General features: G+C 73.2%; 13 protein-coding genes. 7 read left to right on the plus strand and 6 right to left on the minus strand.

Annotation, left to right across the window (positions count from 1 at the left end; genetic code table 11):
* Positions 1-41: 41 nt before the first annotated feature.
* The 3 genes from AC07EG_RS31285 to AC07EG_RS31295 all read left to right on the plus strand — a co-directional run bounded on the left by AC07EG_RS31285 (position 42) and on the right by AC07EG_RS31295 (position 3,102).
* Positions 42-1,532, plus strand: a complete 1,491-nt coding sequence (locus AC07EG_RS31285) for an adenylate/guanylate cyclase domain-containing protein (RefSeq protein WP_478256823.1) — start codon at positions 42-44, stop codon at positions 1,530-1,532.
* A gap of 69 nt (positions 1,533-1,601) precedes the next feature.
* Positions 1,602-2,381 (plus strand): ATP-binding protein, encoded by a 780-nt coding sequence (locus tag AC07EG_RS31290; protein ID WP_478256824.1) that lies wholly within the window; start codon positions 1,602-1,604, stop codon positions 2,379-2,381.
* A gap of 34 nt (positions 2,382-2,415) precedes the next feature.
* Positions 2,416-3,102 carry a LuxR C-terminal-related transcriptional regulator gene (locus AC07EG_RS31295; RefSeq protein WP_478256825.1) on the plus strand — a complete coding sequence of 229 codons (687 nt, stop codon included), beginning with the start codon at positions 2,416-2,418 and terminating at the stop codon, positions 3,100-3,102.
* Positions 3,103-3,107: 5 nt separating this feature from the next.
* Here the strand turns inward: AC07EG_RS31295 and AC07EG_RS31300 are convergent, their stop codons facing one another.
* The 3 genes from AC07EG_RS31300 to AC07EG_RS31310 form a co-directional block, all read right to left on the minus strand.
* Complete coding sequence (locus AC07EG_RS31300; RefSeq protein WP_478256826.1) at positions 3,108-4,088, minus strand: beta-ketoacyl-ACP synthase III; 981 nt, start codon at positions 4,086-4,088, stop codon at positions 3,108-3,110.
* A gap of 119 nt (positions 4,089-4,207) precedes the next feature.
* On the minus strand, positions 4,208-4,843 hold the full coding sequence (locus tag AC07EG_RS31305; RefSeq protein WP_478256827.1) for a LuxR C-terminal-related transcriptional regulator: 636 nt from the start codon (positions 4,841-4,843) through the stop codon (positions 4,208-4,210).
* A complete protein-coding gene (locus AC07EG_RS31310) occupies positions 4,831-6,054 on the minus strand; it encodes a sensor histidine kinase (RefSeq protein ID WP_478256828.1) in 1,224 nt (407 codons plus the stop codon). The genes AC07EG_RS31305 and AC07EG_RS31310 overlap by 13 nt, the downstream gene beginning before the upstream one ends.
* Before the next feature lie 70 nt (positions 6,055-6,124).
* Here AC07EG_RS31310 and AC07EG_RS31315 point away from each other — a divergent pair, with 70 nt between their 5' ends.
* Both AC07EG_RS31315 and AC07EG_RS31320 read left to right on the plus strand, forming a co-directional pair.
* Positions 6,125-7,222, plus strand: a complete 1,098-nt coding sequence (locus AC07EG_RS31315; protein ID WP_478256829.1) for a winged helix DNA-binding domain-containing protein — start codon at positions 6,125-6,127, stop codon at positions 7,220-7,222.
* Between the two features lie 46 nt (positions 7,223-7,268).
* Positions 7,269-7,898, plus strand: coding sequence for an NAD(P)-dependent oxidoreductase (locus AC07EG_RS31320; protein ID WP_478256830.1), 630 nt, complete (start codon positions 7,269-7,271; stop codon positions 7,896-7,898).
* Here the strand turns inward: AC07EG_RS31320 and AC07EG_RS31325 are convergent.
* From AC07EG_RS31325 to AC07EG_RS31335, 3 genes are all read right to left on the minus strand, one after another.
* Positions 7,895-9,469, minus strand: a complete 1,575-nt coding sequence (locus AC07EG_RS31325; protein WP_478256831.1) for a thiamine pyrophosphate-binding protein — start codon at positions 9,467-9,469, stop codon at positions 7,895-7,897. The genes AC07EG_RS31320 and AC07EG_RS31325 overlap by 4 nt on opposite strands.
* Positions 9,466-11,478 (minus strand): acetate--CoA ligase family protein, encoded by a 2,013-nt coding sequence (locus tag AC07EG_RS31330; protein WP_478256832.1) that lies wholly within the window; start codon positions 11,476-11,478, stop codon positions 9,466-9,468. Before AC07EG_RS31330 ends, AC07EG_RS31325 begins: the two co-directional genes overlap by 4 nt.
* A gap of 99 nt (positions 11,479-11,577) precedes the next feature.
* Positions 11,578-12,381, minus strand: a complete 804-nt coding sequence (locus AC07EG_RS31335; RefSeq protein ID WP_478256833.1) for an alpha/beta hydrolase — start codon at positions 12,379-12,381, stop codon at positions 11,578-11,580.
* Between the two features lie 350 nt (positions 12,382-12,731).
* Here AC07EG_RS31335 and AC07EG_RS31340 point away from each other — a divergent pair, with 350 nt between their 5' ends.
* Positions 12,732-15,680 carry a helix-turn-helix transcriptional regulator gene (locus AC07EG_RS31340; RefSeq protein ID WP_478256859.1) on the plus strand — a complete coding sequence of 983 codons (2,949 nt, stop codon included), beginning with the start codon at positions 12,732-12,734 and terminating at the stop codon, positions 15,678-15,680.
* 90 nt (positions 15,681-15,770) lie between these two features.
* Entirely contained in the window at positions 15,771-16,952 is a 1,182-nt protein-coding gene (locus AC07EG_RS31345; RefSeq protein ID WP_478256834.1) for a S8 family peptidase, read from the plus strand.
* Positions 16,953-16,957: the final 5 nt, after the last annotated feature.

The following is a 16,957-nucleotide window of genomic DNA, read 5'->3' on the forward strand; positions in this document are numbered from 1 at the left end:
CCGCGGCCACGCATTTTCCGGCGGCGCCATACGATCACCGGGTGCGCCTCCGCCAGAATCTCCCGCCGAGATTCCCGCTGCTGCTGCGCACCAGCCTGGGCTTCGCCGCGCTCGGCATCGGCTCCAGCGTGTGCGGTTCCGGCGTGGTCTTCCTGCTGCTCCTGCTCCAGGACATCCCGCACGACGTCGGCGGGCACGGCTGGACGCTGGCGATCTGCGCCGCCGGGTACATCGCCTTCGCGCTGCTCGCCGGTTCGCTGTGGACCGCGCTGCTGCAACGGCGCACCGCGGTCTGGTTCCTGTTCGACCGGGAACCGTCCGAGCAGGAGGTGCGCCGCGCGCTGCGGATACCGATCGACCTCGCCGTGGTCAGCGGCACGCTGTGGCTGATCGGGGTGGTGGTGCTGGGCACGCTGACCTGGGTGCTCGGCTCGGTCTGGGACGCCATGGGCGTCGGCCTGACCACCCTGCTCGGCGGGCTGACCACGGTCGGGCTGACCTACCTGCTCGCCGAACGGCTGGCCCGGCCGGTGATGACGCTGGCGCTGAAGGCCAGGCCCGCCGACGGCACGCTGCCGGTGACCGTGCTCCGCCGGCTGGTGGTCACCTGGGCGCTGGCCAGCGGGGTGCCGCTGCTCGGGGTGTTGTTCGTGGTGTCGCCGCCGTACCTCGGCACCGGCGATCCGACGCCGAGCCTGATCCTGCTCTCGGTGATCGGCCTGGTGGTCGGTGCCGTGGCCACCGCGTTGCTGGCGCGGTCGGTGGCCGCGCCGCTGCACCAGCTCAAACTGGCGCTGGACCGGGTCGCCCGCGGGCGCACGGACGTGCGGGTGCCGGTGGACGACTCCAGCGAGATCGGCAGGCTCCAGGCGTCGGTCAACGACATGGTGGACGGCCTGCGTGAGCAGGACCGGCTGCGTGACCTGTTCGGCAGGCACGTCGGCGCGGACGTGGCGCGGCACGCCATCGAATACGGCGCTTCCCTGTCCGGGGACGTGCGCGAGGCCACCGCGTTGTTCGTCGACGTGGTGGATTCGACGGCGATGGCGTACCAGTCGCCGCCGGTCGAGGTGGTGCGGAAGCTGAACCGGTTCTTCGCCTCGGTGGTCGACGCCGTCGGCACGCACGGCGGCCTGGTCAACAAGTTCCAGGGCGACGCCGCGCTGTGCGTCTTCGGCGCGCCGACGCGGCTGGCCGACCCCGCCACGGCCGCGTTGCAGGCGGCCAGGGCCATCCGCGACGCCGTGCGCGAAGCCGGTGAGCTGGACCTGGGCATCGGGGTGGCGAGCGGCCCGGTGTTCGCCGGGCAGCTCGGGGCGAGCAGCCGGTTCGAGTACACCGTGATCGGCGACGCGGTGAACGAAGCCGCGCGGCTGACGGACCACGCGAAGAAGGTGCGCGGCCGGATCCTGGCCAGCCGGGCCGTCGTCGACGCCGCCACCACCGCCGAACGCGCCCGCTGGCGGCGCCACCGCCGCCTGCGGCTGCGGGGCCGCGAGCAGCCCACCGTCACCTACACGTCCGCGTCCTGAGGGAAGGAACCCGCACCGGGTAACCTGAGGCTCACCCGCGCCCCTCGGCCCCCGGAAGAGCGGATCGCGATGACCGGCAACGACAGCCTGTCCATCCAGCTCGGCGAGCACGCCGGATGTGCTGGGGTGCGCGTCAGCGGCACCCTCGACCCCCGCGGCTACCCGCGGCTGCGCGACCTGATGCTGAAGTGCGCGTCCGGCCAGCCCACGGCCTTGCTCGTGGTGCTGACCGCGTTCCAGGTCACCGCCACCAGCTTGCTCAGCGTGTTCGCCAGGGTGGCGATGCGGCTGTCCGACTGGCCGCACGTGCCGGTGCTCCTGGTCGCCGAGGACGCGTCCGCGCGCGAACTGCTGCTGACCGCGCCCGGACGCCGGTTCGTGCCCCTGTACCCCTCCATCGAGGAAGCGGCGCAGGGGGTGTCCTCGCCGCCGTGGCGGCGGCAGGCGAAGATCTCGCTGCCCCGGCTGACCGGCACGGCCCGTCAGGCCAGGGCGTACACCAGGGAGGTGTGCGAGTACTGGCTGCCGGGCAAGCCGGTCGCCGCGGACGCCTTGGTGGTGGTCAACGAACTGGTGGAGAACGTGCTCACGCACACCCTTTCGGACCTGTCACTGCGGCTGGAACTGCGCGCGGAGGTGCTCAGCGTCGCGGTCGGCGACACCTCGCCGGAACCGCCCCGGTTGCGGGAGGGCGGCGGGCTCGGTCTCGTGCTGGTCGCCCAGCTGACGAAGGTGTGGGGCAACAGTCCGGCCCCCGGCGGGGGCAAGGTGGTGTGGGGCGTGCTGGAGACCGAGCCGGGCAGGCCCCGGTTGCGGCCGTTCGACCCCCGTTCTCGTCCGGTTGGATGAGGACAACCGGCCCAGGGCGTCGCAGAGTGTTCGCATGGACCCAGTGCGTGTCTTCCTCGTCGACGACCAGGTGCTGCTGGCCGAGGCACTGGCCGCCCGGCTGAGCGCCGCGAGCGGGTTGCGGGTGCTCGGCCGCAGCACGACCACCGCCCGCGGGCTCACCGAGGTACTGGCGGGTGCCCGGCCGCAGCTCATCGTCATCGACGTCCAGCCTGCCGGTCAGGCCACCGGGGAACTGCTCGGCCGGATCGGCGCCGCCGCGCCCGGCGCCCGGATCGTGGTGCTCACCGACAGCCACGACCCGGTGCAGGCCGCGCTCGCCGCCCGCTGGGGCGCGGCGGCGTGGATCGGCAAGGACACCTCCACCGAGGACCTCATCGCGGTGCTGACCGGGGTGCACGCGGGGAAGGCCTACTTCGCCCCGCACCTGCTCGGCTTCGTGCTCGCCGAACTGCGCACCGACGTGCACCGCGCCCGCACCTCCGCCGCCCCGCTGAGCATCCTGTCCACGCGTGAGCGCGACGTGCTGCTCGGCATCGTCGAAGGCAAGCGCGGCAAGCAGATCGCCGCGGAGCTGTACCTCTCGGTGAACACCGTGCGCACGCACACGCACAACCTGTTCAGCAAGCTGAAGGTGCACAGCAGGCTCGAAGCCGCCAGCCTGGCCCGTGCCGCCGGGATGCAACCGCGCAACGGCATCGGCACGCGGCGGCCCGCCTGAGCCCCTCAGCCCAGTGCCGGCCAGCGCAGCAGGGTCGCGCCCCAGGTGAGCCCGGCGCCGAAGGCGCTCAGCAGCACCTTCTGCCCGGCGATCAAGCCGCCGTCGCGCTGGGCGTCGGCCATGGCCAGCGGGATGGAGGCGGCGCTGGTGTTGCCGGTGCGCTCGATGTTGACCACCAGCGCGTCCTGCGGCAGGCCGAGGTGCTTCGCGGTGGACTGCAGGATGCGGATGTTCGCCTGGTGCCCGATGAACCGGTCCACGTCGCCGATGGTCCAGCCCGCCCGCTCCAGCACCGTGCGCGACGCCTCGGCCATGCGCGTGCTCGCCTGCCGGAACACCGCCTGGCCCTGCATGTCGAGGAAGTAGTCACGCGGATCGGCCGAGCGGCGCTGCTTCGCGCCCCCGGCAGGCACCGTCAGCAGGTCGGCCAGCGCGCCGTCGCTGTGCAGGGCGAACGGGCCGAGCGCGCCGAGTTCGTCGGCGGCGCCGGCCCGCAGCACCACGGCACCCGCGCCGTCCCCGAAGATCGGCACGGTGCCGCGGTCGTCCGGATCGACCAGCGTGGTGAAGGCGTCCGCCCCGACCACCAGCACCCGGCCGGCGATGCCGCCCGCGATGAACCCGCTGGCGGTGGCCAGCGCGTAGAGGAACCCGCTGCACACCGCGTTCACGTCGACCGCGTTGACCGCGCCGAGGCCGAGCCGGGCGGCGACCTGCGGGGCACTGGCCGGGCACACCTGGTCCGGGGTGGCGGTGGCCAGCACCACGGCGTCCACCCCGCCCCCGCCCGCCGAGGCCAGCGCCGGTTCCGCGGCCGCCACCGCCATGTCCACAGTGGACACGTCAGGCCCCGCCACCCGCCGCTCGGCGATGCCGGTGCGGCTGCGGATCCACTCGTCCGAGGTGTCCAGCCGGGCGGCGATCTCGGCGTTGGTGAGCACGCGCGGCGGCAACCACGCGCCGAGTCCACAGAGCACGGCGGCCACCACAAATTCCTCCACCGGCCAGAAGACGGGAAAACCTGGCCGCACCTCCTGTTTACGACCTACCTCCCGGTATACCGGTGGGTTGTGGCCCAGGTCTCAATTCGAAGAAGATTCGGCTTTCATCCGAGGAAAGCGAGCACCGCGAGCACCCGCCGGTGCCCGGTTTCGCCGGGCGGGAGGTCGAGTTTCGCGAAGATGTTGCCGACGTGCTTGTGCACCGCCCGGTCGGTGACCACCAGCCGCCGCGCGATCTCCCCGTTGGCGTAGCCCTGCGCCATCAGCTCCAGCACCTCGCGCTCGCGCGCGGTCAGCGCCGCCAGCGGGTCGTGCCGCTTGGTGAGCAGCTGGGCGACCACCTCGGGGTCCATCGCGGTGCCACCGGCGGCCACCCGCTCCAGCGCGTCCAGGAACTCCGCCACCCGCGCCACCCGGTCCTTGAGCAGGTAACCGACCCCGCCCTGCCCGCTGGAGAGCAGCTCACCGGCATAGGTCTGCTCGACGTACTGCGAGAGCACCAGCACCGGCAACCCCGGGGTGTCCCGCCGGGCCCGCAGCGCCGCGCGCACCCCCTCGTCGGTGAACGACGGCGGCAACCGGACGTCCACAATGGACACGTCGGGGCGGTGCCGCGCCGCCGCCTCGACGAACGCCGGGCCGTCGGTGACGTGGTCGAGCACCTCGTGCCCGGCCGTGCCCAGCAGCAGCTTCAGGCCCTCGGCCAGCAGGACGTTGTCCTCCGCGATCAGGATCCGCACGGGCAGTCCATCGCCACCACGGTCGGCCCGCCGACCGGGCTGTCCACCACGAACTGCCCGTCCAGCGCGGCGATCCGGCGCCGCATCCCGGCCACGCCGGTCCCCCTCTCCTCGCTGACCCCGCCGCGCCCGTTGTCCAGCACGATCACGCTCAGCGTATCGCCGATGCGGGTGACGGTGACCTGCGCACCGGTGGCCCCGCTGTGCTTGACCACGTTGGTCAGCGACTCGTTCACCACGAAGTACGCGGCGGCCTCCACCGGGGCGGGCAGCTTGCCGAGCGTGGGCACGTCCAGCTCCACCGGCAGCGGGCAGTTCGCCGCGACCGCGGCCAGCGCGCCCTCCAGGCCGCGGTCGGCCAGGATCGGCGGGTACATCGAGCGCAGCACCCCGCGTAGTTCGGTCATCGCCTCCTCGGCTCCCTCGCGGGCTTCGGCGAGCAGGGCCGCGACGGCCTGCGGGTCGCGGCTGAGCTGCTGCTCGGCCAGGCCCAGCCGCATCGCGATGGACACCAGCCGCGCCTGCGTGCCGTCGTGCAGGTCGCGCTCGATCCGGCGCAGTTCGTTGCCGTGCGCGTCGACCGCACCCGCCCGGGTCTCCTCCAGCTCCTCCACCCGTTCGGTCAGCTTCTCCTTGGCCGAGGGCGCCAGCAGCAGCCCGGACAGGCGGGCGCTCAGCCGGGCGAGCAGCGGCGCCACGAAGACGGCCAGGCCCAGGCACAGCACCAGCTGCCCCAGCCCGAAGCCGATGGCACCGCCCCAGCTGGTCACCGGGATGTCGGTGAGCACCCGGACCGGTTCGTCCGCCGGGAACAACCACCACAGCCCGATGGTGCCCACCGCGAACAGCGGCGAGAGCACGAAGGCGGTGCCGAGCAGGCCGAGCACCGGCCCGGCCACCATGTGCGCGGGCAGCCACCGCAGGTCGCGGACGGTGGCGGGGTCGGCGAGCAGGTCACGCAGCTTGCCGTCGAGCCGCTGGTGACCGGGGACCTCCCGGCCGATCAGGGCACCCGCCCGCCGTCGTTCGAAGTCGGCCACCCAGCCGAGCAGCCGCAGTTCGTACGGCAGCAGCACCAGCCCGATGCCGAACAGGCACATCGCGGCGGTGAGCACCATCACCGGCAGCAGGGCCATCGAGAGCGCACCCGTGACCACGGTGCCGAGGCCGTACCGGAGGGTCGCGACCACGCGCCGCCGTGCTTCGTCCATGCCGACGATTCTCCCCGCCGCCCCACCCCGGCGCGGTGGGACCAGCTACACCATTTCCTAGGCTCTGCGCATGACTGGGGACACATTGAGCACGCGAGCGCTGAACCGCGCGACGCTGAGCCGTCAACTGCTGCTGGAACGCGCGCGGATGACCGCCCACGACGCGGTCGAGCACCTCGCCGGGCTCCAGGCGCAGGCACCGTTCCCGCCGTACTACGCGCTGTGGGCCCGGCTCGACGGCTTCCAGCCGGACGACCTGGCCCGGCTGCTGCTGGACCGGCGGGTCGTGCGCATCGTCACCATGCGCGGCACCGTGCACCTGCTCACCACCCGCGACGCGCTCGACTGGCGTCCGCTCACCCAGCCGCTGCTGGACAACTTCCTGCGCACCGACGCCCGGTGGCGCGGCATGGACCTGACCGGGGTGGCCGCGGACGCCCGCGCCCTGCTCGCCGACCGGCCGATGACCGGCAAGCAGCTGGGTGAGGCGCTGGCCCAACGGTGGCCGGACCACTCGCCGTCGGACCTCGGGCAGGCCGCCAGGAACTCGCTGCCGCTGGTGCAGGTGCCGCCGCGCGGGGTCTGGGGCCGGTCGGGCCAGCCGGCCTACGCCACGCTGGACGACTGGGCCGGTGAGCCGCCGGCCGCCCAGCCGTCGCCGGAGGAGTTCGTGCGGCGCTACCTGCGGGCGTTCGGCCCGGCGAGCGTGCTGGACGTGCAGACCTGGTGCGGGCTGACCCGGCTCGGTGAGGTCGTCGACCGGCTCCGGCCGCACCTGCGCACCTTCCGCAACGAGGCCGGGCGCGAGCTGTTCGACCTGCCCGACGCACCACGCCCGGACCCGGACACCCCGGCCCCGGCCCGGTTCCTCGGTGGCTTCGACCAGAACCTGCTCTCGTTCGCCGACCGCACCCGCGTGCTCAGCGACGAGCACCGCAGGCGGATCTTCACCAAGAACGGCCTGATCCCGCCGGTGTTCCTGATCGACGGCTTCGTGCGGGGCCGCTGGACCATCGATCGCACCGGCCGCACCGCCACGCTGACCGTGGAACCGTTCGCGCCGCTGTCCGAAGGGGACCGGATCGCGCTGGAGGAACTCGGTGCGGAGTTGCTGCGGTTCGCCGAACCGGCCGCGGACGAGCACCGGTTCGCGGTATCCCCGGGGTAACCGACTTCCGTTGCAGTAACGGATTTCCGCTCAATACGTTCGCCGCATGAGCGCAATAGTGGTTTTCGGAGCAGGCGGCCGGGCGGGCCGCGCGATCGTCGCCGAGGCGACCGGCCGCGGTCACCGGGTGACCGCCGTGGTGCGGGACCCGGCGAAGCACCCCGGCCTGGCGGCGGTGGCCGGGAACATCGGCGACCCGGACGACGTCGCCGGGCTGTCGGCCGGGCACGACGCCGTGGTGCACGCCGCCGCGTCGCTGGACCGGCCGGCCGACCTGGTGTTCGCCGAGGCGGCACTGGCCCTGTTCGAGGGCTTGCCGCGCGCGGGCGTGCGGCGGCTGGTGACCATCGGGCTGGCGGCGAACCTGGAGGTCTCGCCGGGGGTCCGGGTGATGGACGAACCGGGCTTCCCGGCCGAGCACCTGCCGTTCTGCTTCGGCCACACCACCGGGCTGCACCTGCTGCGGGCCGCGCCCGCCGAGCTGGACTGGGTGATGCTGAGCCCGCCGATGGTGCTCGACGAGGGGCCGCGCACCGGCACCTACCGCACCGGCGGGGACCAGGTGCTCACCCCGGGCGAGCCGGGGCACCTCTCGTACGCGGACCTGGCGATCGCCGTGGTCGACGAGATCGAAACGCCGAAGCACCACCGCACCCGCATCGCCGTGGGTGACTAACCGCGTAGGTGGATGACCGTGGGGCGGTCCGCGGCGAACGCGTCGCCGAGCACGTCGGCCAGGCCGTCGTAGTCGGGCAGGGTGACACCGTGGCAGCCCAGCGACCGGCCCAGTTCCGCGAAGTCGGGACTGGGCAGGTCGACGGCGAGCGGCAGGTCACCGCGTTCGGCCATCTCGTCGCGGATCTCGCCGTAACCGCCGTTGTCCACCACCAGCACCGGCAGCGCGAGTTCGAGCGCGGCCGCCGCGGCCAGCTCGGCCACGGTGAACATGATGCCGCCGTCACCGTGCAGCGCCGCCACCCGCGAGGCCGGGCGGCCCAGCTTCGCCCCGATCGCCGCGGGCAGGCCGTACCCGAGCGTGCCGAGGCCGGTCGGGTACAGGAACGAGCCGGGTGTGTACCGCGGCAGGCTCGACAACGCACCGTAGTAGCAGACCATCGCGCTGTCGGCGGCGAGCACGCCGTCCCGGCCGAGCGTTTCGTCCAGTGCGGCGAGGAGCGGCAGCCACGGCCCGGCCTGCCGCGTCGCCTCGGCGAAGATTCGCTGCCGCCAGCGCGCCACCCGGCCGAACGAGTCCGAAGTGGCCACCCGGGTGAGGCCGTCGAGCAACGCGCGCGGGGTGGGCGCGGCGGCGCCGACCAGCGGCACGTCGGGATGGGCGTTGGTCACCGCGGCCACCGGGTCGACGTCGATCCGGACCAGCCGGCCGGGGAAGCGCAGCGGCCCGTGCCACAGGTCGGCGGGCGCCAGCTCGGTGCCCACGGCCAGCACCACGTCGCAGTCGGCGGCGAAGTCCGCGACCGCCCGGTGGTGCAGCCCGGCACCCAGCGCACAGGCGTGGTCCTCGGGCAGGATCCCCTTGCCGTTGGCCGAGGACAGCACCGGCGCGCCCAGCCGCGAGGCGAGTTCGGCGAGCGGTTCCGCGGCGGCCCGCGCACCACCACCGACGAGCACCCCCGGCCGTTCCGCCGCGTTCAGCAGTTCCACCGCCCTGGCCAGCGCCGCCGGATCCGGCACCGGCGGGGCCACCGGGACCGGCGGCACCGGGTCGACGTCGTCGGCCCCGTCGATCAGGTCGAGCGGCAGTTCCAGGTGCAGCGGGCGCGGCCGTCCCGAGCGCAGCTGCGCGAACGCCTGCGCCACGGCGACCGGGATCTCGGCCACGCTGGTCACCCGGTGGCTGCCCGCGGTGACCGCCGCCATCGCCCCGGACTGGTCGCGGACCTCGTGCAGGATCCCGTTGCCGCGCCCGGGGTGCCGCACCGGCGGTCCCGGGGAGACGAACAGCACCGGCACCGAGTCCGAGTACGCCTGCGCGGCCGCCGTCGCCGCGTTCAGGATCGCCGGGCCGCTGGTGGTCAGGCAGACCCCGGGCTCGCCGGTCACCCGCGCGTAGCCGTCGGCGGCGAACCCGGCGCCCTGCTCGTGCCTGGTCAGCACGTGGCGGACGCCGTACCGGCCGAGTTCGGCGTAGATGCCCAGGTTGTGCGTGCCGGGAATGCCGAACAGCACCTCGACCCCGTGCGCGGCCAGCGACTCCACCAGCGCGGCCCCACCGCTGAGCTTCACGTGCGTTCCTCTCCGGCCCTGGTCAGCAGCGCGTCGGCGGCGATCACCCCGTCCGCGCCCACCCGCACCGGGTTCAGTTCGATCTCGGCCACCGCCGCGCACCCGGCCAGCACCGACGACACCGCCGCGACGGTTTCGGCCAGTGCCTTCACGTCCAGCGGCGTGCTTCCGCGCCAGCCGTCCAGCAGCGGGTAGCACCGGAGCCTACGCAGCATCGTCAGCGCCCGCTCGGTGTCCACCGGCCCGAGTTCGATGGTGGTGTCGCGCCGCGGTCCGGCGTCCACGGCGCCGACCGACACCAGCGGGCCGAACGCCGGGTCTCGCCGGGCGCCGATGACCACCTCCACGGTGTCCTGCCGCGCGTCCATCTCCTCCAGCACGTACCGGCCGGGGCCGAGCCGGTGGACCATTTCCTCCAGCGACCACACCGCCGACATCGCGTCCTCGAGCCCGAGTTCGACCCCGCCGGGATCGCCCCGGTGCGCCGGCGAATCGGCCTTGAGCGCGTACGGCGGCGCCAGCCGTTCCGCGGCGGCCAGCAGGGATTCGCGATCGGTCACCGCGGCTGCCGCCGGGAACCGCACCCCGGCCGAGGCCACCAGGTCCCGTGCGGCGAGGTAACCCTCGCCGACCGGGGCCGCGCTGCCCCACACCAGGGGCAACGGGCAGGGTTCCGGGAAGTTCGCCGCGGTGCCGAGCGCCCCGGCCGCGCCCTCGACGGTGTGGTAGGTCGGCACCCCGCAGTCCCGCAGCGCCCGCACCGCGTCGGAATCGGCCGACAGGCAGTGCACCACCACCGGCACCCCGGTGCGGTGCACGGCGAAACCCAGTTCGGCGACCACCCCGAGTTCGGTCTCCCGCAGCATCGGCGTGTCTTCGCCGTAGCTGCCGAAGTAGCCGGTGAGCAGCACGGCGTCCACCTCGCCGCTGCCGGTCAGCTCGCGCACCACCCTGGCGTAGCTGCGCAGGTCCTGTTCGCCCGCGTCGGCCAGGTCGATCGGGTTCACCGAGTTCGCCGCGTCCGGCAGGCCCGCTTCGATCCGGGCGGCCAGCACCGCGGACAACGGCTTGAGCCGCAGCCCCGCCCGCGTGGCCGCGGCGGCGGCGACCGCGCCCTGGTCACCGCTGTCGCCGACGACCGCCACCCGGTTCCCCGCCGGGCGCACGGTCAGCAGCAGGTAGCGGGCCAGGTCGACCACCTCCGCCGGGGTGCGCACGTGGACCGCGCCCGACGCCCGGCAGGCCGCGTCGACCACTTCGGGTGACGAGGCGGGCGCGGTGCTGTTCTCGGCGCTGTTCTCGGTGCTCTTCCCGGTCAGCACCACCACCGGTTTCCCCGCCTCGGTCAGCCGGGTCACCGCGCGGACCAGCTCCCGGCCGTCGCCGAAGCTCTCCGCGCAGATCGCCACCACCCGGGTGGACCCGTGCTCGACCAGCCCGCCGACCACCTCTTCCAGGGTCAGATCGGCTTGGTGGCCCACCGAGACGAACCGCGAGACGCCGATCCCGGTCTCCGCGGCCAGCTCCGCCAGTTCCAGCCCGGCCCGGCCGCGCTGCGAGACGACGGCGAGCGCACCCGGCTCGAACCGGCCCCAGGCCAGTTCCAGCCGGGTGTCGGCGTCGAACAGGCCGGCGCAGGCCGGGCCGAGCAGGCGGGCCCCGGCCGCCCGCACGCGGCGCGTCAGTTCGTAGTCGTCCTGGCTGCTGTCGCTGATCCCGAGCAGCCCGCGCGTGCCCAGCTCCAGCGCCTGGTCGACGAGGTCGGGCACCACGGGCGGCGGCACGCTGAACACCACCAGCTCGGGCACTTCGGGCAGGTCGGCGAGGGTGGCGTGGGGCACGCGGCCCGCCACCGCCCCACCGCGGTGGTTGACCAGGTAGACGCGGCGGCGGTCCTCCCCGGCGAGCGCCCCCCTGGCCAGCCAGTGCCCCCACTTGGCCGGGTCCGCGCTGGCACCGACCACGGCGACCGAGGCCGGGTCCGAGAACGGGTCGGGTGCGTCGGTCATCGCCGCTTCAGCCCCCTGGCGTCGCGCATCCACTTCTCCACGAGGAACTGGCCCCGGACCGCCAAGTCCACCACATCCCGGTCACCGAACCAACCCGCGTCAGGGGTCGGCGATGGTGTCGATCAACTGCGGGCCGTCCAGCAGGGCGCGGTCGTTGTGGTCGGCGCCGTGCACCGGGACCGCGCGGGCCCGGCCGGCGGCGGCGACCGAGGTGCTCTGCTCCGGGGGCACGATCGAATCGGCGTCGCCGTAGACGACCACGACGGGGGCGGTGACGCGCCGGACGTCTTCGGCGACCGGGTAGCGGTCCCACATCATCGACCGCACCGGCAGGAACGGGTACTGCAGCTGCCCCACCGACGGCAGGTCGGTGAACGGCGACCGCAGGATGAGCGCGGCCGGTGGGACCTCGGTCGCCAGCTTCGTCACCAGCGCGCACCCCAGGCTCTCGCCGTAGTACCGCAACCGGTCCCGCGGCACGCCCAGTTCGCCGGTGAGGAACCGGTGGGCCGCCCGGACGTCCTGGGTCAGCCCCTCCTCGCTCGGCGTGCCGGGGTTTCCCCCGAACCCGCGGTAGTCGAACAGCAGCACGCCCATCCCCCGGTCGGACAGTGCCCGCGCCAGCGGCGCCCGCATCGACCGGTCACCGGCGTTGCCCGCGGCGACCAGCACGGTGAACCCGGTGTCCGGCCCCCGTGGCGGCACGAACCAGCCGCCGAGCCGCAACCCGTCGGCGGTGTCGAAGGTGACGTCCCGGGCCCCCGGCAGCACGGTCGCCGCAGCCGGCACCGGACCGGCCGACGGCAGGTAGATGATCTTGCGCTGGAACGCGTAGAGCAGGGAAACCAGGAGCAGCGCCACCGCCGCCAGACAGCCCAGTCCGATCAGCCACGGCCGCAACACCGGACAAGTGTGCCATGCGGTACCCGTGGCAAGAGTGTTATTAGATATTCACCCGAACGTGTGGGTCCATCAGTAGGAACTTTAGGTGCTTACTGGACGTGACATCTCGCCTCACACGTCCGAGGGAGTTACCCCCGGAACAGGTGAAGAACATCTGTTGACTACCGAGTGTCATCCGGGGTCCACCGGAAGTCGGCAAAACGGTGACAATCCGTTCCGAATCGGCCTTTTCACCAGGCGATTAGCGGAGGTGTACAAGGTTTACCAGCGGGTGCCCGACTGCCTAGGCTCCGCTTCAACGCGGTGACCTGCCCCAGTCACCCGTTGTCGAGGAGCGAGCCATGAAGTGGATGGCCCAACGCCCTGCAACCGCCGTGCCGGCCCTGCCCCCGGTGTACCCACCGGCGACCTCGGTGCTGTCCGTGCGGACGAGCTCCCCCGTGCTCGTCGGCCGCGACACCGAACTGGCCACGCTGGTCGAGCTGGTCGCCGAACGCCCGTCGGCGGTGCTGCTGGAAGGCGAAGCCGGCATGGGCAAGACCCGGCTGGTGCAGGAGCTGCTGCGGCGGCCGGAACTGGCGGGCACGCGGGTGCTCACCGGTTCGTGCCAGCCGTTGCGCGAACCCTTTCCCTACGGCCCGGTGCTGGAAGCGCTGCGCGGTGTCGCCGACTTCCCGATCGGGCCGCTGAGCCCGGTGGCCGGGGTGCTCCGGCCGCTGCTGCCGGAGATCGCCGACCTGCTGCCGCCCCGGCCGCAGCCGCTGGCCGACACCGCCGCCGAACGGCACCGCGAGTTCCGCGCGATCCGCGAGCTGCTCGGCGCCTGCGGTCCCGCCCTGCTGGTGATCGACGACCTGCACTGGGCCGACGAGCGCACGCGCGACCTGCTGTGGTTCGTGCTGTCCCGCCCGCCGGAGCAGCTCGGCGTGGTGGTCACCTACCGCAGCGAGGACCTGCGCACCGGTGGTCCGCTCGGGGTGCCCTACCGCCCGGCCGAGGGCGTGCGCGCGGCCCGCGTGCAGCTCGGGCCGCTGGACGTGCCCGCGGTGCGGACGCTGGCGTCGACCATTCTCGACGCCCCGCGCGTGGCCGAGGAGTTCGCCGCCAAGCTGCACGAGGGCACCGCCGGGATCCCCTTCGTGGTCGAGGAAACGCTGCGGGCGCTGCGTGGCCCGGCCGGTGCGGTGGAGGTCGACCGCGCCACCGGCCACCGGCTGCTGGACAGCCTCGAGGTGCCGGTGCTGCTGCGCGAGGCGATGACCGAGCGGATGAGCACGCTGACCGAAGCGGCCATCCGCGTGGCGCGCTCGGCCGCCGTGCTCGGGGTGCCCGCGGAGATCTCGCTGCTCGGCGCGCTCGCCGGACTGCGCGGCCGCCCGCTGTCCACCGCGCTGGCGCAGGCGCTGGACGCCGGTGTGCTGCGCGAGGTCACCCGCGACCGCTACGGCTTCCGGCACGCGCTCGCGATGAAGTCGGTCTACGACGCGATCAGCGGCCCGGAAAGACAGTTGCTGCACGCGCGCGCGATGCGGGCGCTGGCAGCCACCGACCCCCCGCCGCTGGTGCAGCTGGCCGGGCACGCCCGCGCCGCCGGTCGCGTCGGCGAATGGCAGCGGTACGCCGAAGCGGCGGCGGACCAGGCCATCGAACTCGGCGAGACCTCACTGGCCATCGACGCGTTGCAGGCGGTGCTCGACGGCACCGCACCCACCGCCGAGGACGCCGGGCGGATGGCCGAGAAGCTCAGCAAGGTGGCGTTGCGCGGGCTCCGCCCCGACGTCACCAGGACGCTCGAAGAGGTGATCACCCGGTACGAGCTGTCGCCGGTGGTGCGCGGCACGATCCGGATGAACACCGGCCTGCTGCTGGTGCGCAAGAGCGGTGAGCTCTCCCGCGGGCGCGCCGCCGTGCAGAAGGCCATCGACGAACTCGCCGGTGACCCCGAACTCGCCGCGCGCGGCATCAACCTGCTGGCCCAGCCGATCGACGGCACCACCCCGCTGTCCTGGCACCAGGGGTGGATGGACCGCGCCCGCCGGGTCCACGACCAGCTCGACGACCCCGAACTGCGGCTCGCGCTGACCGCCGACCGCATCGCCGGGCGCGCGCACATCGGTGACGGCTCGGCGTGGGAGGAGTTCGAGCGGTTCCGGGCCGGGGCCGGCGAGGTCGCGGTGACCGTGGCCGAACGCGTGCAGCAGGCCCGGTTCTGGTGCAACCTGGCCGACGCCGGTGCCTGGGTCGGCCACCTCGACCGGGCCGCGCACCTGCTCAAGGACGGCCTGCGCATCGCGAACTGCGCCGGTGCGCTCTTCGTCACCGGCAACGGGCAGTCGACCAGGGCGCGGCTCGACTGGCTCACCGGCAACTGGTCCGGGCTCGCCGAATCCGCCGAAGCGCTGCGGGAGAAGTACCGCGACCTCGCGGCGATCACCTCGGAGTCGGCGCTGGTGCTGGCCGGGCTGGCCGGGGTGCGCGGGGAGTTCGACGAAGCCGAGAAGCACCTGGCGGCGACGAACCTGCTCAACCCCGACCAGGGCGTGATGACCGTGGTGCTCTGCGCGGCGGGCATGCTCGCGCGGGTGCGGCTGACCGCCGGGGACGTGCCGGGGGCGTGCGCGGCGGCCGACCACGGCATGGCGACCGCCCGCCGCAAGCAGATCTGGGTGTGGGCGGCGGAACTGGTGCCGTCGGCGGTCGAGGCGTACGTGCACGCCGGGCGGCTCGGCGACGCCGAGAAGGCGATCGAGGACTTCGCCCGCGGCATCGCCGGGCGTGACGCACCGGCGGCCTCGGCGGGACTGGCCGCCGCCCAGGCCGTTCTGCTCGCCGCGCAGGCGAAACCGGGGGAAGCGGCGGAACTGTTCCTGGCCGTGCGGGAGCAGGCGGACGCGATGCCCATGCCGTACCTGGCCCACTGGGCCAGGGAACGCGGGGCGTTGTGCCTGCTCGAAGCCGGGGACACCAGCACCGCGCTCGCCGAACTGAGCGCCGCCGCCGACGGTTACGAAGCCCTCGGTGCGGCCAGGGACGCCGGTCGCTGCCGCCACCGGTTGCGCGAGCACGGCGCCTGGGCGCCGTCACAGCGAGGCAGGCGCGGTTACGGGCAGCAATTGTCGCCACGCGAGAAGGAGGTCGCGGAAATGCTCGCGGCCGGCCGGACCAACCGCGAAATCGCCAACGGGCTGTTCCTTTCGCCGCGCACCGTGGAACAGCACGTGGCGAATGTCCTGCGGAAACTCGGGGCGCGCTCACGCACCGAGGTCGGCCGGAAAACACCTTTAAATACGTACCCCTAGTGAAATATTTGCGGATTGTTCACCGGGTGGCCCCGGGCGAGGATTTTTACCGAGGGACCCCAGAGCCACCGGAAGAGGAACGGAGTACCCATGGTGAACCTCCGCAAGCCGTTGTACGTCGGGTTGCTGGCCGCGGTGACCGGACTGACCGTCGCGGTCGGCGGGACCGCGACCGCCCAGCCGGAAGAGGGCCAGATCCGCGGGGCGGGCGCCGCGGCGTCGATCCCGGGCAGCTACGTGGTCAAGCTGAAGGACCAGGTGGGCACCAGCTCGGTGAACGACACCGCGGCGCAGCTGGCCGCGAAGCACGGTGGAACGGTTGGCCTCACCTACACCGCCGCGTTGCCGGGCTTCTCGGTGAAGATGAGCGAGAAGCAGGCCAAGCGGCTGGCCGCCGACCCGCGCGTGGAGTACGTCGAGCAGGACGGCGTGCTGACCGTCCAGGGCACGCAGCAGAACCCGGTGTGGGGCCTGGACCGGATCGACCAGCGCAACCTGCCGCTGAACAAGACCTACACCTACCCCAACGGCGGTGAAGGCGTCACCTCCTACATCGCCGACACCGGGATCTACATGCAGCACCCGGACTTCGGGGGCCGCGCCACCAGCGGTTACGACTTCATCGACAACGACACCAACGCCTCGGACTGCCAGGGCCACGGCACCCACGTCGCGGGCACCGTCGGCAGCACCACCTACGGCGTGGCGAAGGCCACCAGCCTGGTCGCGGTGCGCGTGCTGAACTGCTCCGGTTCCGGTTCCTACGCCCAGATCGTGGCCGGGATCGACTGGGTGGCCAAGAACGCGAAGAAGCCGGCCGTGCTGAACATGAGCCTCGGCGGCGGCGCTGCCTCCACTGTGGACACCGCCGTGCGCAACGCCAGCAACGCCGGCGTGACCGTGGTCGTGGCGTCGGGCAACTCCAACGCCAACGCCTGCAACTCGAGCCCGGCCCGCGCGCCGGAGGCGATCACCGTGAACGCCACCGACTCCAGCGACAACCGCGCGAGCTTCTCGAACTACGGCACCTGCTCGGACATCTTCGCGCCGGGCGTCAACGTCACCTCCACCCGCAACGGCGGTGGCACCACCTCGATGTCCGGTACCTCGATGGCTTCGCCGCACACCGCCGGCGCCGCCGCGATCTACCTGTCGGCCAACCCCTCGGCCACCCCGGCCCAGGTGCAGACCGCGCTGAAGAACGCCGCCACCAACGGCGTGGTGAAGAACCCGGGCTCCGGCTCGCCGAACAAGCTGCTGTACGTGGGCTGAGGCCC

Source organism: Amycolatopsis sp. NPDC045836 (genome assembly GCF_056431745.1).